Annotated in this window: 13 protein-coding genes and 3 tRNA genes; 5 read left to right on the top strand and 11 right to left on the bottom strand. The window is 73.5% G+C overall.

What is annotated here, in order from left to right; translation table 11 throughout:
* Positions 1 to 72: 72 nt before the first annotated feature.
* From ACIBR0_RS28650 to ACIBR0_RS28610, 9 genes are all read right to left on the bottom strand, one after another.
* A complete protein-coding gene (locus tag ACIBR0_RS28650; RefSeq protein WP_396720847.1) occupies positions 73 to 348 on the bottom strand; it encodes a hypothetical protein in 276 nt (91 codons plus the stop codon).
* A gap of 551 nt (positions 349 to 899) precedes the next feature.
* Positions 900 to 973 (bottom strand) — tRNA-Phe (locus ACIBR0_RS28645).
* Positions 974 to 1,077: 104 nt separating this feature from the next.
* Positions 1,078 to 1,151, bottom strand: a tRNA-Asp gene (locus ACIBR0_RS28640).
* 32 nt (positions 1,152 to 1,183) lie between these two features.
* A tRNA-Glu gene (locus ACIBR0_RS28635) sits at positions 1,184 to 1,256 on the bottom strand.
* Between the two features lie 154 nt (positions 1,257 to 1,410).
* Positions 1,411 to 2,208 (bottom strand): polysaccharide deacetylase family protein, encoded by a 798-nt coding sequence (locus ACIBR0_RS28630; RefSeq protein ID WP_396720845.1) that lies wholly within the window; start codon positions 2,206 to 2,208, stop codon positions 1,411 to 1,413.
* A gap of 41 nt (positions 2,209 to 2,249) precedes the next feature.
* Positions 2,250 to 3,239: a MerR family transcriptional regulator gene (locus ACIBR0_RS28625; protein ID WP_396720842.1), complete on the bottom strand. Its 990-nt coding sequence runs from the start codon at positions 3,237 to 3,239 to the stop codon at positions 2,250 to 2,252.
* Positions 3,229 to 3,849: an isopentenyl-diphosphate Delta-isomerase gene (gene idi, locus ACIBR0_RS28620; protein WP_396720840.1), complete on the bottom strand. Its 621-nt coding sequence runs from the start codon at positions 3,847 to 3,849 to the stop codon at positions 3,229 to 3,231. Before idi ends, ACIBR0_RS28625 begins: the two co-directional genes overlap by 11 nt.
* Complete coding sequence (gene crtI / locus ACIBR0_RS28615) at positions 3,846 to 5,327, bottom strand: phytoene desaturase family protein (RefSeq protein ID WP_396720838.1); 1,482 nt, start codon at positions 5,325 to 5,327, stop codon at positions 3,846 to 3,848. The genes idi and crtI overlap by 4 nt, the downstream gene beginning before the upstream one ends.
* Before the next feature lie 28 nt (positions 5,328 to 5,355).
* Positions 5,356 to 6,510: a polyprenyl synthetase family protein gene (locus ACIBR0_RS28610; protein ID WP_396720835.1), complete on the bottom strand. Its 1,155-nt coding sequence runs from the start codon at positions 6,508 to 6,510 to the stop codon at positions 5,356 to 5,358.
* 65 nt (positions 6,511 to 6,575) lie between these two features.
* Here ACIBR0_RS28610 and ACIBR0_RS28605 point away from each other — a divergent pair, with 65 nt between their 5' ends.
* Both ACIBR0_RS28605 and ACIBR0_RS28600 read left to right on the top strand, forming a co-directional pair.
* Entirely contained in the window at positions 6,576 to 7,487 is a 912-nt protein-coding gene (locus ACIBR0_RS28605; RefSeq protein ID WP_396720832.1) for a phytoene/squalene synthase family protein, read from the top strand.
* A 37-nt stretch (positions 7,488 to 7,524) separates the two neighbouring features.
* Positions 7,525 to 8,841: a cryptochrome/photolyase family protein gene (locus tag ACIBR0_RS28600; RefSeq protein ID WP_396720829.1), complete on the top strand. Its 1,317-nt coding sequence runs from the start codon at positions 7,525 to 7,527 to the stop codon at positions 8,839 to 8,841.
* Between the two features lie 53 nt (positions 8,842 to 8,894).
* Here ACIBR0_RS28600 and ACIBR0_RS28595 read toward each other — a convergent pair whose 3' ends face one another.
* On the bottom strand, positions 8,895 to 9,959 hold the full coding sequence (locus ACIBR0_RS28595) for a serine hydrolase domain-containing protein (RefSeq protein WP_396720826.1): 1,065 nt from the start codon (positions 9,957 to 9,959) through the stop codon (positions 8,895 to 8,897).
* 92 nt (positions 9,960 to 10,051) lie between these two features.
* Between ACIBR0_RS28595 and ACIBR0_RS28590 the strand changes: the two genes are divergently transcribed.
* Positions 10,052 to 11,521 carry a dihydrolipoyl dehydrogenase family protein gene (locus ACIBR0_RS28590; protein ID WP_396720823.1) on the top strand — a complete coding sequence of 490 codons (1,470 nt, stop codon included), beginning with the start codon at positions 10,052 to 10,054 and terminating at the stop codon, positions 11,519 to 11,521.
* On the opposite strand, the gene ACIBR0_RS28585 is transcribed toward ACIBR0_RS28590, so the two are convergent.
* A complete protein-coding gene (locus ACIBR0_RS28585) occupies positions 11,514 to 12,284 on the bottom strand; it encodes a crotonase/enoyl-CoA hydratase family protein (RefSeq protein ID WP_396720820.1) in 771 nt (256 codons plus the stop codon). The two genes, ACIBR0_RS28590 and ACIBR0_RS28585, sit on opposite strands and share 8 nt — an antisense overlap.
* 147 nt (positions 12,285 to 12,431) lie before the next feature.
* Here ACIBR0_RS28585 and bluB point away from each other — a divergent pair, with 147 nt between their 5' ends.
* Positions 12,432 to 13,067, top strand: coding sequence for a 5,6-dimethylbenzimidazole synthase (bluB, locus tag ACIBR0_RS28580; protein WP_396720817.1), 636 nt, complete (start codon positions 12,432 to 12,434; stop codon positions 13,065 to 13,067).
* Positions 13,068 to 13,156: 89 nt separating this feature from the next.
* Entirely contained in the window at positions 13,157 to 13,996 is an 840-nt protein-coding gene (locus ACIBR0_RS28575; RefSeq protein ID WP_357031847.1) for a Rieske (2Fe-2S) protein, read from the top strand.
* The last annotated feature ends 149 nt before the right edge of the window (positions 13,997 to 14,145 follow it).

Below are 14,145 nucleotides of genomic sequence, written 5' to 3'. Positions count from 1 at the left end.
CGCAGCCACCAAGACCAACGACTGAACATCAACAACCAGCGAGGGGGTCAACATTCGGCCGGAACAGAGGGGTCAAGGTTGAGCCGGCGTTGACAGCTCGTGGCTATCCGCAGACTCCTCGATGAGGACCGCGATCGCATCGAGCGCCGACACCACGGCCGCAGCACCTCGGATCCCAGATTCGGCCGCCCGGCGCCGGAACTGTGGGATGTCCAACCGCACGACACGCCGCAAGGCGGTCGCTTTCGGTGGCCCACCAAGTTCGCGCCACACCAGTTCAACACCCTGCGTGACGTCCGCCTGGTCCGTGTTCGCCAAGCCGGCCATGCGTCCGAAGAAGATCGACACAACCGGACGCACTCGGCCCGCCGCTGCTGCCGCGAGGCAAACAGCCACTGAGGTGCGCTGTCCTCTCGCTTCTTCACCAGCCCCACTCATCGCCCGGACCCTACCTCCCCAAGGGCAGCACCTGGCCAACAGGCTGCACCGAGCGGTCCGCATCTAGTCCGCAAGAGGTCGAGGACAACGGAAAAGGGGTGCGAGATGGCGAGAGGCGTCTCCGCTGCTAGACCTCGGGCTGTCAGGTGGTCGGGTTAGGCAACTTGATCTCATAATCCCTCGGTCGCCGTGCCCGTTGACACGGGAGTCGTGGATCAACGGCGGTCAGCTCGTCTGCGCGAGATCGGGCTCATTGTGAGGGATGGCGGGTTGCGTCCAGGGCCGATGTGACCGGTTCACCGGAGAGCGGCGTGCAGCGAACGTGCAACTAGCGGCGGCGATCAAAGGCCAAGAGCGGTCAACCACGGGCACCGGCGATCCAGCCGGCAAGGGCGCACAAAGCAAGATCCCCACCGGCGTTTCCGCTGGTGGGGACCTCTGTAGCCCGGCGAAAGGCTATGTGGCCAGGGGCGGGGTCGAACCGCCGACCTTCCGATTTTCAGTCGGACGCTCGTACCAACTGAGCTACCTGGCCGTGGTGCTCGGCTCATGCTACCCGCAGCGACGGTTCTCCGCCCGGAGGGTTGCCTGCTCCGATACGCAGAACGCCGCGCGGTGTAGGCGCGGCGTCAGCGCTTGCGGTCCTGACGGGACTTGAACCCGCGACCTCCGCCTTGACAGGGCGGCGAGCACTCCAACTGCTCCACAGGACCTAGCTTCATTGCCTCCGGCCGAAGCCGGATCGTGCCCCCAACGGGATTCGAACCCGTGCTACCGCCTTGAAAGGGCGGCGTCCTGGGCCGCTAGACGATGAGGGCGGCCCCGCCATCATCGCACATTCGCAACTTCAAGCGGACTTGCTCCCATCCGGCCCCGCCGGAGGCTTGGAAAGCATACGTGATGCCCGGCCGCCCGACCAAACCGGTATGGCCCGAGCCACAACGATCTACGAAATCGCAGGTCAAGTGGCATCTACCCCAGCCGGGCGACGCCGTGCCGGCGCTTCAGGTCGCCGATCAGGCCGGGGCAGGCGGCCAGGGTGGCGGCCCGGTCACCGCCCCCGTCGTGCAGCAGGACGACGGAGCCGGGCCGGGCCGCGACGCGTACGCGGGCGGCGATGGTGGTGGCCGTCGGCTTCCCCCAGTCCTTCGGGTCGACGGTCCAGTGCAGCGACCGCATGCCGAGCTTCTTCGCGACCGCCACCACCTCGGGCGTCCACCGGCCACCCGGCTGCCGGTAGAACGGCACCTTCGCCCGGGGGACCGCGGCGCGGATGGCCTGGTTGGTGCGGACCAGGTCGGCCTGGATCTCGGCGACCGGCCGGCGACCGAGGTCGAAGTCGTGGCGCCAGCTGTGGTTGCAGAGCTGGTGGCCCTCGCGGACGATCCGGCGGACCAGCGCCGGGTGCCGTGTCACCTCGCTGCCCACCACACAGAACGTGGCGGTGACCCCGGCGGCCTTCAGCTCGTCGAGGACCTTCGGCGTCCAGACCGGGTCCGGACCGTCGTCGAAGGTCAGGGCCACCGCGCGTACGCCGGAGGTGCGCTGCAGACCGGCCGGCAGCCTGGCCGGCAGCGGGCGGAGCGGGGGCCGGGTCGGGACGGCACGGGTGGGCGGGGGCGTCGTGGGTGCGGGCGGCTCGTCCGGCATGGCTCCGGAGGCCACCGGCGTGGGGCCGCCGCCGGCCGCGCCGGGACTGTCGGCGTCGCCGCAGCCGGCGACCAGGAGGAACAGGGCCAGGCCGTACGCGGGGAGAGCGCGGAGGCGCATGTCGCTCCCGAAGGGGGTCGGGGTCGGCGGACCCCAGAACGCTAGCGGACGGCGTCCCGTCCCGGGAGTCCTCGACCGCCGCCCTGGTCCGCCACCGACTGGTCCAGCGAGTCGCGTACGGCCACGGCCAGCGAGACCGCCTCCCCGAGGTCGACGGGTCGCACGACCCCGGCCGGGAGCGTGTCGGCCCGCCATCCGGGCCCGGCGGCGAGCACCAGCAGCGGCCGTCGGGGCGCGGCCAGCAGGGCGGTGAGCTGGGCGGGATCGGCGGTGGCCCGGGTGTGCGACCACACCACGACGGCCGCCGGGCCGGTGCGGTCGACCGCCTCCATCAGCGCGGCGATCGGCACCCGGGCGCCGAGCATCCGGTACGCGACGCCGGCCTCGGCCAGGGCGGCGGCGAGCGCCTCAAGGGGGAGGCTGTGCTGCTCCTCGTCGGCGCAGGAGAGCAGGAGACGGGCCGGGCCCGGGACCGTGGCGCTCCGGGCGACCGCCGCGAGCGCCTCGGAGACGCACCGGGACACCAGGTGCTCGACCTCGATCAGGCCGGCGGTGGCGGCGTGCCGCTCGCCGATGCCGACGAGCACCGGGCGCAGCAGCCCGTCCCAGGTGGCCACCACGCCGTCGGCCTCGACGGTGCGCATGATCGTCTCGCTGATCGCGGCGGAGTCCAACCGCATGGCCGCCCGCGCCAGCCCGCGGGCCGCCGGCCCGGCCCGGCCGACGGGGATCGTCGGTCCGCCACCGTCCCGGCCGCCAGCGGCGCGCGCCCGGGTACGGACGGTCTCCGGCGGTACGGCGTCGGGCGCCTGGCGGGCCCAGCGGGCGGCCTCCGCGGGGGTGACCCCCTCGGCGGTGAGCCGGCGCATGATCTCCAGGCGCGCGAGGTCGGACGGGGTGTAGCGCCGGTGGTGCCCCGGGACGTGCTCGCTCGGTCCGAGCCCGTAGCGCTGGTGCCAGGTGCGCAGCGTGGTGACGGCGACTCCGAGCCGCCGGGCGACGGCTCCGGCGCTCAGCGCCTCATCGGCCACCCGACCGCTCCGCCGCGTCGTCGGCCGGGAGCCGGGGAGGGGTCCGGGTCAGGTCGGACGACGCGACGGCCGACCCCGAGGGGCGGAGCAACCGGTTCACCACCCCGCCCAGCCAGGGTGCGTACGAGCAGGGGTCGGCGTCGAGCTCGGCCTCCAGGGCGACCGGGTCGACCCACCGGAGCTCGGCGACCTCGTCCGGGTCGGGGTGCACCGGCAGGTCGGCCGGCACGTTCGCGCGCAGGACGTGGTCGTACTCGAACTCGACCCGCCCGGTGCTCGGGTCCTCGGCGTAGTAGATGTAGACCCCGACCTCGGTCAGCTCCACCGGGCCGGCGCCCAGTTCCTCGTGGAGCCGGCGGTTGGCCGCCTCGGCCAGCGACTGGCCGGGAGCGGGGTGCCCGCAGCACGAGTTGCCCCAGCGCAGCGGAAAGCGGGTCTTGACGGCGGCACGGCGCTGGAGCAGCACCCGGCCCGCCGGATCGACAAGCAGCACCGAGAAGGCCCGGTGCAACTGGCCCGGAGGCTGGTGCGCGGCCGAGACGCTGGTCTCGCCGACCGCCTGCCCGGCGTCGTCGACCAGCTCGACGAGGTGCTTCTCCCGGTAGGTCATCGGGTCGCCCCGGTGATGCGGCCGGCGGCGAGCTTGCCCGAGATGAGCACCATCGGCACGCCCACGCCGGGCTGGGTGCCCGAGCCGACGAAGACCACGTTGTCCAGCGAGCGGTGCAGGTTGGACGGGCGGAACGGGCCGGTCTGGAAGAGGCTGTGCGCGGACGCGAAGGGCGTGCCGGCGGCCATTCCCTGCTCCTCCCACTCGGCGGGGGTGACGGTGCGCAGCACCTCGACGCCCTCGCCGAAACCGACGTAGCCGCGCTCCTCCAGCGTGCCGATGAGCTGGTCGGCGTACCGCTCGGTGAGGTCGCCCCGCCAGTCGAAGGGCGCCCGGTCGAGGTTGGGCACCGGGGCGAGGACGTAGTAGGTGTGCCGGCCGGCGGGCGCCACCGACGGGTCGGTCCGGCTCGGGTTGGTCACCATCAGCGACGGGTCGCTCATCAGCTCACCTCGCCGGATGATCTCATCGAAGGTGCCCTTCCAGGCCCGCCCGAAGTGGATGTTGTGGTGGGCGATCTTGTCATATCCCTGCTTCGACCCCACGTGCAGGACCACGCAGGACGGCGAGTAGGTGAGCTTGCGCCGGCGGGCCGGGGGCAGCAGGTCGCGGTAGGCGACCGGCAGGTCCGGGTTGAGCACCACCACGTCGGCCGGGATCAGCTCGCCGTCGGCGGTCACCACGCCGGTGGCGCGCCCGCCGGAGGTCTCCACCCGGGTCACCGTCGTGTCGTACCGGATCTGCACGCCGTGCTTCTCCGCGGCGCCGGCCATCCCGCGCGAGAGGGCGTGGATGCCGCCGCGCGGGAAGAAGACACCGGCGACCGAGTCGAGGTACGCGATGACCGTGTAGATGGCCAGCGCATCCTGCGGGGCGAGGCCGGCGTACATCGCCTGGAAGGAGAAGATGCGCTGGGTGCGCGGGTCCTCGAAGAACTGGTTGATCTTCGTCTGCATGCGCCGGAAGGCGCCGCTGGCGACCAGCTTGAGCAGGTTGCCGGTGAGCAGGTCGGTGGGCGCGTCCAGGTTGCGCTCGATGAAGTCCGCCCGCTCCAGCTGCCACAGCTTCCGCGCGTAGTCGACGAAGCGCAGGTAGCCGTCGGCCTCCCGGGGACCGCACACCCGGGAGATCTCGGCGGCCATGCGGGTCGTGTCGGTGATGACGTCCAGGGTCGAGCCGTCCGGGTAGTACGCCCGGTAGGCCGGGTCGAGCGGAGTCAGGTCCATCCAGTCGTCCAACTCCTCGCCGACCGCACCGAGTGCCTCGGCGATGAGGTCCGGCACGGTCAGCACGACCGGCCCGGTGTCGAACTCGTACCCGTCGACGCTGAGCCGGCCGGCCCGCCCACCCGGTACCGGCTCGCGCTCCAGCACGGTCACCTGCCGGCCGCTGCCGGCCAGGTGCAGGGCGCACGCCAGCCCGCCGAGACCCGCGCCGACGACCACCACGCGGTCGGTCCGTCCGTTCACGGTGCGCACGACGCCACCTCCTTCTCGAGATTGCCCATCATGAACGCCGGTGGGTGGCGGCGGCGGCGAGGCCGGTCAGCGCGGTGCGCGCCGTCTCGTCGATCGGTGCGGTATCCAGTGCGGCCAGCGCCTCGGCCACCCGGTCGTCGATCATCCGTTCCATGCGGGTGACCGCGCCGGTGTCGGCCACCACCCCGGCCAGCCGGGCGATCTCCTGGTCGGTCGCTTCGGCGCCCGCGCCGTCGAGCCCCCGTCGCTGTGCGGGCGTGGCCAGTTGCCGGGCCAGCATGAGCAGCGTGGTGGGCTTGCCGATGCGCAGGTCGTCGCCGGCCGGTTTACCGGTGGTCACCGGGTCGCCGTAGACGCCGAGCAGGTCGTCGCGGAGCTGGAACGCCTCGCCGACGGCCAGCCCGTAGCGGCTGTACGCGGCGGTGAGCGGCCCCTGGGGCTCGGCGCCGGCCAGGCAGGCACCGAAGAGCAGCGGGCGCTGCACGGTGTAGCTCGCGGTCTTGTAGCGGGCGACCCGCAGCGCGCGATCCACCGACCAGTTCGCCGCGTCGCTCTCGCCGAGCACGTCGAGGTACTGCCCGGCCACGGTCTCCACGCGCATCTGGTCGTAGCAACGGCGGACCTCGAGCAGGCGGGCCGGCGGAAGGGTGGCCTGGGACAGTAGCCGGTCGGCCCAGACCATGCAGAGGTCGCCGATCAGCACCGCGACGGCCTCACCGAAACGACCCGGATCGCCGCGGTGGCCGGCGGCGGCGTGCTGGGCGGCCAGCGCCACGTGGGCGGTGGGCCGGCCGCGGCGGGTGGCGGACGCGTCCATCACGTCGTCGTGCACCAGCGCGAACGTGTGCAGGAGTTCGAGAGCCGACAGGGCGGGCAGCACCGGGGGCAGCGGGTCGCCGTTGCCGATCACGCCGCGCCAGCCCCAGTAGGCGAACGTCGGGCGGACCCGCTTGCCGCCGCCCAGCACGTAGTCGCTCGCCGTTGCGGCGAATCCGCCCATCGCCGCGTCGATCCGGGTGAGGGCGGCGACCTCGGTGGCGAGGAAGCCGGCGAGCGTGTCGTCGACCGCTCTGATCAAGTCTTTCGTGTACGCGGCCAGGACCGCGCGGACCGGATCGTCCCCATCGGCCGGCCCCGCCGGCGCCACGCGGAGCGCATTACCCGCAACTGCGTCGTTGGCCATGTGGGCGAGCGTACCCTAAGGTTACGAGTTGCGTCGATTGGTGCGTCGATAAATGAGGAGGGCCGGTGGACACGGATCTCACCGCTGCCTATGAGCGTTGCCGCCAGCTGCACAGGCGTCATGGCCGGACCTACTATCTCGCCACCCGCCTGCTCCCCGCATGGAAACGGCGCCATGTGCACGCTCTGTACGGTTTCACGCGGTACGCGGACGAGATCGTCGACCGGACCGAGGACCTGCCCCCCACCGAGCGGGCGGCCCGGCTCGACGACTGGGGCGGTCGCTTCATCGCCGGACTGCACGGGGAGCCGGTCGGCGACCCGCTGCTCCCGGCCGTCCTGCACACCATCGCCATCTTCGATCTCGACCGGGACGACTTTGCGTCGTTCCTGAAGAGCATGGCGATGGACCTGACGGTCAGCTCGTACCGCACGTACGACCACCTGCTCGACTACATGGAGGGCTCCGCCGCCGTCATCGGCACCATGATGCTGCCGATCCTGGGCAGCTCGGATCCGATCGCCGCCCGGGAGCCGGCCCGTCAGCTCGGCTTCGCCTTCCAGCTCACCAACTTCATCCGCGACGTGGCCGAGGACCTGGACCGGGGCCGGACGTACCTGCCGGACGAGGACATGGGCCGCTTCGGTGTCACCCGCGAGGACCTGGCGCGGGCGCGGGCCGCCGGCCGCACCACCGAGCCGATCCGTGAGCTGATCCGGTACGAGGTGACCCGCGCGCAGGCGCACTACCTGGCCGCCGCCCCCGGCATCACCCTGCTCGCGCCCGCCTCGCAGGCCTGCATGCGCACCGCGTACGCGCTCTATGGCGGCATCCTCGACGAGGTGGCCGCCCAGGACTACGACGTGTTCGTCAATCGCGCCCTGGTGCCCCAGCGTCGGCGGATGGCGGTGGCCGCCCGCGCCCTGCTCACCCCCGCCGGCGCCCCGGTCGTGGTCCCCGGACCGCCGGTCCCGTGAGCGTACGAGCCACCGGGGCCGGCCGTGGGGCGGCGGCGTGAGCCCGCGTACCGGCGTCGTGCTCCTCACCCGCGACCTGCGGGTGCACGACCACCCGGCGCTGGCGACCACCTGCGCCGCCTTCGACCGGGTGGTACCCCTGTACGTCCTCGATCCGGCGCTGGCCGGGCTGTCTCCCAACCGCACCCGGTTCCTGCACCAGAGCCTGGCGGCGCTGAAGGAGGCCCTGCGTCGCCTGGGCGGCGACCTGGTCGTCCGGCGGGGCGACCCGGTGGCCGAGACGGTGCAGCTCGCCCGCGAGGTCGGCGCCGAGGGGATCGCCCTGTCCGCCGATGTCAGCCGGTACGCCCGCCGACGGGAGCGCCGGCTGCGCGCCGAGTGCGAACGGCACCGACTGGCCCTGCGGCTGTTCCCCGGTCTCACCGTCGTGGAGCCGGGCGACCTGCGCCCCGGCGGCGGCGACCACTACCGGGTGTTCAGCCCGTACCACCGGGCCTGGTCCCGGCGCTCCTGGCGCGAGGAACTGGCCGCGCCCCGTCGGGTCCCGCTCCCCGACGGGGTGACCGTCGGGCGGCTGCCCGACCCGCCGGCCGGCGACTCACCGGACGCCGCCGTCGGAGGCGAGGACGTGGCCCGGCGTCGGCTGACGCAGTGGCTGCCGACCCTGCCCACGTACGACGACCTGCACGACGACATGGCCGGTGACGGCACCTCGCGGCTCAGCCCGTACCTGCGGTGGGGCTGCCTGTCCCCGCTGACCGTCGCCGAGGCCGCCGGGGACCGCGACTCGCCGTTCGTCCGGCAGGTCTGCTGGCGCGACTTCTACTACCAGGTCACGGCCGGGTTCCCGGAGATATCCGGCACGGCGTACCGGCGGGGGGCCACCGAGGACTGGCGGTACGACGAGGACGCTCTCGCGGCGTGGACCGAGGGACGTACCGGGGTGCCGATCGTCGACGCGGGCATGCGGCAGATGCGCGCCGAGGGCTGGATGCACAACCGGGCCCGGCTGATCACCGCCGGCTACCTCACCAAGAGCCTCCGGCTCGACTGGCGGCCGGGTGTCGCGGTCTTCTTCCGCTGGTTGCTCGACGGCGACGTGGCCAACAACTCCGGCAACTGGCAGTGGGTCGCCGGGACCGGCAACGACACCCGCCCGTACCGGGGCTTCAACCCCGTCCGGCAGGCCGAGCGGTACGACCCTGACGGCGCGTACGTCCGGCGGTGGGTGCCCGAGCTGGCCGGTGTCGAGGGCAAGGCGGTCCACCAGCCCTGGCGGCTGCCCGACCAGCTCCGCCGCACCCTCGACTACCCGCCCCCGACAGCGACCCCGTCGCGCTCCGCTGAGGTGTAAGGAAGGGCCCCCGCTTAACGCCTCGGGTAGAGGAAGGGCCCCCTCTTAACAGCTCAGAGGCACGAGTGCAGCGCCTCGACCAGATCGTCCACCCGGTCGTGGTCTGCCAGGTGGGCGGTGGTGTACGCGAAGGTGTAGCCGCGTTCCGGGTCCGCCCAGGCCGAGCTGCCCCCGAGGCCGCCCATGCCCCAGCTGCCGTCCGGCTCCCACTGCATGCCCAGCGTCCACCGCGTACGCCGGTCCAGCAGCAGGTCGTCGCCGTCGTACTGGACCCGGGTCGCCTCGGCCACCAGGTCGGCACCGAACAGGCGTACGCCGTCGAGCGTGCCGCCCGCGAGCAGACCGGTGTAGAGGCGGGCCAGGGCGTCGGCGGTGGCGTGCAGGTTGACCGCGGGCACCTCGGTGCCCCGCCACAACGGGCTGTTCAGCACCGACAGGTCCCGCCCGCCGGCCGGGTTGCCCACGGCGCGGAACCGGAGCGAGCCGGGCGCGCCGGCCACCAGGCGGGGCCACTCCGGGTCGCCGTACCGCAGGTCGGCGCAGCGGAGCTGATCCGCCTCGCCCAGCCCGTAGCCGAGGTCCAGCCGCCACGGGCCGGCGATCTCCTCCGCCAGGAAACGTCCGACCGGCCGGCCGTCGACCCGCCGGACCAGTTCGCCCACCAGGTGCCCGTACGTCCAGGCGTGCTCGGCCGCGACGGAGCCCGGCTCCCACTCGGGGTCGGCGGCGGCGAGGTCGGCGCAGAGCAGGTCCCAGTCGGCGACGGCCTCGGCCGGTCGCGGCACCGGGAAGGCGGGCAGCCCGGCGGTGTGGGTGAGCACCTGGCGGACGGTGGCGGGGGTGCGGAAGCCCGGCCAGTACGCGGCGACCTGCTCGTCCAGGTCGACCCGCCCCCGGTCGACGAGGGTCAGCAGGCAGAGCGCGACCACCGGCTTGCCGACCGAGTAGACGGCCACGAGGGTGTCCGGCCGCCACGGATCGGTGCCCTTCCCTGCACCTCCGGTGAGGCGGACGGCGGGCTCGCCGTCGACGTCGATCGCCAGGGCCGCGCCGGTTTCGCGTCCGGAGGCGAGAAGGTCGTGGAAGCAGTCGTGGACGGCGTCGAAGCGTACGGGCATGCGGCCACCGTAGGCGTCGCCGTCCTGACCGGCCGGGGAATTGTCGCGTGGTCCGCTGGCACGCGGGAGCGCTGCTGGGGAATGCTGGCCGCATGGCGGAGCCGGAGATCGTGGACGTGGTCGTTGTCGGGTTGGGCGTCGGCGGCGAGGAGGTGGCCGGGCGGCTCGCCGAGGCCGGGCTGACCGTCGTCGGCATCGAGCGCGATCTGGTCGGCGGCGAGTGCCCGTACTGGGGCTGCATCCCGAGCAAGATGATGATCAGGGCGGCCAACGCGATCGCCGAGGCCCGCCGGATCGACGGCCTGGCCGGGACGGCGCAGGTCCGTCCGGACTGGGCGCCGGTGGCGAAGCGGATCCGCGAGGAGGCGACCGACACCTGGAACGACCGGGCGGCGGTGGAGCGGTTCACCGGGCGCGGCGGCCGGTTCGTGCGGGGCGCTGGCCGGCTGGACGGGCCCGGCCGGGTCCGGGTCGGCGAGCAGGTCTTCCAGGCCCGGCACGGGATCGTGCTGGGCACCGGCACCCGGCCGTCGGTGCCGCCGGTCGACGGGCTGGCCGACACTCCCTACTGGACCAACCACCAGGCGATCGAGGTCGAGGAGCTGCCCGGATCGCTGCTGGTGCTGGGCGGCGGCGCGATCGGGCTGGAGCTGGCCCAGGTCTTCGCCCGGTTCGGGGTGCGAGTCACCGTGGTGGAGGCGCTGGACCGTGTCCTCGCAGTGGAGGAGCCGGAGGCGTCCGAGGTGGCCGCCGCCGCGCTGCGCGCCGACGGGGTGGAGATCCACACCGGCGTGAAGGCCGAGCGGGTCAGCCACGACGGGCAGAACTTCACCCTGCACGGGGCCGGCGGGACCGACTTCACCGCCGAGCGGCTGCTGGTGGTCACCGGCCGCCGCGCCCACCTGGAGGAGCTGGGCCTGGACACCGTGGGCGTCGACGCGAAGCAGCGCTACCTGTCGGTGGACGACCGGTTGCACGTCTCCGACGGGATCTGGGCGGTCGGCGACCTCACCGGCGAGGGCGCCTTCACCCACATCGCGATGTACCAGGCGGCGATCGTCGTCGCCGACGTCCTCGACCACGTCCGGCACGCCGACGGCGGCCCCGACGCGAGCGGCACCGCCAGCGTCGTGGGCGGCGCGATGGGCGCGACCAGCGCCCTCGGCGCGAGCGGCTCCAGCGGGTCCGCCGGCACCGTGCCCCGCGCGGACTACCGGGCGTTGCCCCGGGTCACCTTCACCGACCCCGAGGTCGGCGCGGTCGGGCTGACCGAGCACCAGGCCCGCGAGCGTGGCATCAACGTGCAGATCGGCTTCACCGAGCTGTCGTCGTCGACGCGGGGCTGGATCCACCGGTCCGAGGGGTTCATCAAGGTGGTCGCGGACGCCGACCAGGGCGTCCTCATCGGCGCCACGTCGGTCGGCCCGGCCGGCGGCGAGGTGCTGTCCGGGCTGGTGGTGGCGGTGCACGCGGCCGTGCCGCTGGCCCAGCTCCGGCACATGATCTACGCGTACCCGACGTTCCACCGGGCCATCGGCGACGCCATCCGCGACCTCAGCTGACCGTGGGCGGCGCGCCGTGCCGGCCGGCGCCGGCGACGAACCGGGCGGCCCCGGCGGCCGCGTCGGTGGCCAGCGACCCCATCCCGTACGCCAGTTCGGTGCCGAGCGCCTCCGCCTCGGGCAACCCGGCGCCGGCGAGGACCGCCGACCGGTCGTTGCGCAGGCACGTCTGCGGATGTCCGGCGATCTCGGCCGCGAGCCGCTCGGCCGCCGCCCGCGCCTCACCCGGCGCGACCAGTCGGTTCACCAACCCCATGTCGTACGCCTCGGCGGCCGGCACGGCGCGGCCGGTGAGGATCAGGTCCATGGCGCGGCTCTCGCCGACCAGTCGGGGCAGCCGGACGGTGCCCCCGTCGATCAGCGGCACACCCCAGCGCCGGCAGAAGACCCCGAGCACCGCGTCGGACTCGGCGACCCGCAGGTCGCACCAGAGCGCCAGCTCCAGCCCGCCGGCCACCGCGTACCCGGAGATCGCCGCGATCACCGGCTTGGACAGCACCATCCGGGTCGGGCCCATCGGACCGTCCCCGTCCGGCTCGACGCGGTTGCCGCTCGGGGTCCCGATCGCCTTCAGGTCGGCACCGGCGCAGAACGTGCCGCCGGCGCCCCAGAGCACCGCCACCGCCGCGTCCTGGTCGGCCTCGAACGCGCGGAACGCGTCGGCGAGCGCCCGGGCGGTCGGCCCGTCGACCGCGTTGCGCGCCGCCGGCCGGTCCAGGATCACCGTGGTCACGCCTGCGGCGCGTTCGACGCGTACGCCCATCGGGACAGCATGCCCGCGGCGGCCCCGGCACGCCAGGTCCCCCCGTCTCCCGTTCCGCCGTGGTGGCTAGCATCGGCGGCGGAACGATCATGTGAGTGTCCCGCGCGAGCGGGGAGACGCGTGGGCCGAGCGCGGCGGGAGCCTGCCATGGATCTGTACGACGCCATCCACCGCCGTCGGGACGTACGCGGCCAGTTCACCGGAGCGCCGGTGCCCGACGACACCCTGCACCGGGTGCTGGCCGCCGCGCACGCCGCCCCGAGCGTCGGCCACTCCCAGCCGTGGGACTTCGTCGTGGTCCGCGACCCGGACCTGCGCCGCCGTTTCCACGAGCACGTCCACGCCGAGCGGGCGACCTTCGCCGCGACCCTCGACGGTGCGGCCGCCGAGCGGTTCAGCCGCATCAAGATCGACGGAGTGCTGGAGTCGACCCTGTCGGTGGTCGTCACGTACGACCCGGCGCGGGGCGGCCCCGCCGTGCTCGGCCGGCACGCCATCGCCGACACCGGGCTCTACTCGGCCTGCCTGGCCGTCCAGAACCTCTGGCTGGCCGCCACCGCCGAGGGGCTCGGCGTCGGTTGGGTGTCGTTCTACCGGGAACCGTGGCTGGCCGACCTCCTCGGCATCCCCGACGGCGTACGCCCGGTCGCCTGGCTCTGCCTCGGCCCGGTCACCCATCTCGAAGCCGTCCCCGACCTGGTCCGGCACGGGTGGCGACGCGACCGCCCGCTGGCCGAGGCGGTCCACCACGACGGTTGGCGGGCGGCGGAGGGCACGCGGTAGGGGCCGGCGATCACCCGATGGTGGTACCCGTCCCCCGAGGCCGGTTTGCTCCTGCTCGTACCGGGAAGTCGGTACTCGTGCGAGCACTCATGACGAAGATCGAGCAGGCCTCCGCGCTGGACCGGGTCGGCGACCGGCTGCAGAGGGCCGTCCAGGCCACCCTCCGCCCGCAGCGGGTGCGCGACCTGCTGCACGGTGTCTGGCTGGGGCATCCGCTGCATCCGGCGATGGTGCAGGTCCCCGTCGGCGCGTGGATCAGCACGGCGGTGCTGGACCTCATGCCGGGACAACGCCGGGCGGCCACCACCCTCTGCGCGCTGGGCACGGTCAGCGCCCTGCCGGCGGCCGTCGCCGGCCTCAACGACTGGGCCGCGCTCGCCCGCGACCAGCGCCGCATCGGGCTCGTGCACGCCGCCTCGAACACCGTCGGCCTGGCGTTCTACGCCGGTTCGGTGGCCGCGCGACTGAGCGGGCGGCACGCCCTCGGCCGGACGCTGGGCTGGCTCGGGCTCACCGCGGCCAGCACCGGCGCGTACATCGGCGGGCATCTGGCGTACAAGCAGGGCGCGCAGGTCAACCAGAGCATCTCCGAGCTGCACCGGATGAGCGCCGGCTGGCACCCGGTGGCCGACATGACCGCGCTGCCGGAGCGGAAGCTGGTCACCCGCGAGATCGACGACGTGTCGGTGATCCTCTACCGGCACGGCGACGAGGTGACCGTCATGCTGGAACGCTGCCCGCACCAGAGTGGTCCGCTCGGTGAGGGCGAGGTCCAGCGGATCGACGGGCACGACTGCGTGGTGTGTCCGTGGCACGGCAGCGCGTTCCGGCTCAACGGCGGCGAGGTCGTCCACGGACCGTCCGCGAACGACCAGCAGATCCTGCCGACCCGCATCGTGGACGGTGTGCTGGAGACCCGCATCCCCTGACCGTCGACCCCCGCGCCGGGTCCCGCCCCGCCCGCGCCGGGTCCCGCCCCTCCCCCGCGATCTGTGAGTGGGGGTTGTCAAGGGGTTCGGTGGTGGGTGGTGATGGTGCGGTAGAGCTGTCGGGCGATGTAGCGCTTGAGGCAGCGGGT

It is taken from the genome of Micromonospora sp. NPDC049497 (genome assembly GCF_044465805.1).
Taxonomy (GTDB): domain Bacteria; phylum Actinomycetota; class Actinomycetes; order Mycobacteriales; family Micromonosporaceae; genus Micromonospora.
Note: the sequence above shows the minus strand (reverse complement) of the source record. Positions and strands in the feature narration are given on the sequence as shown.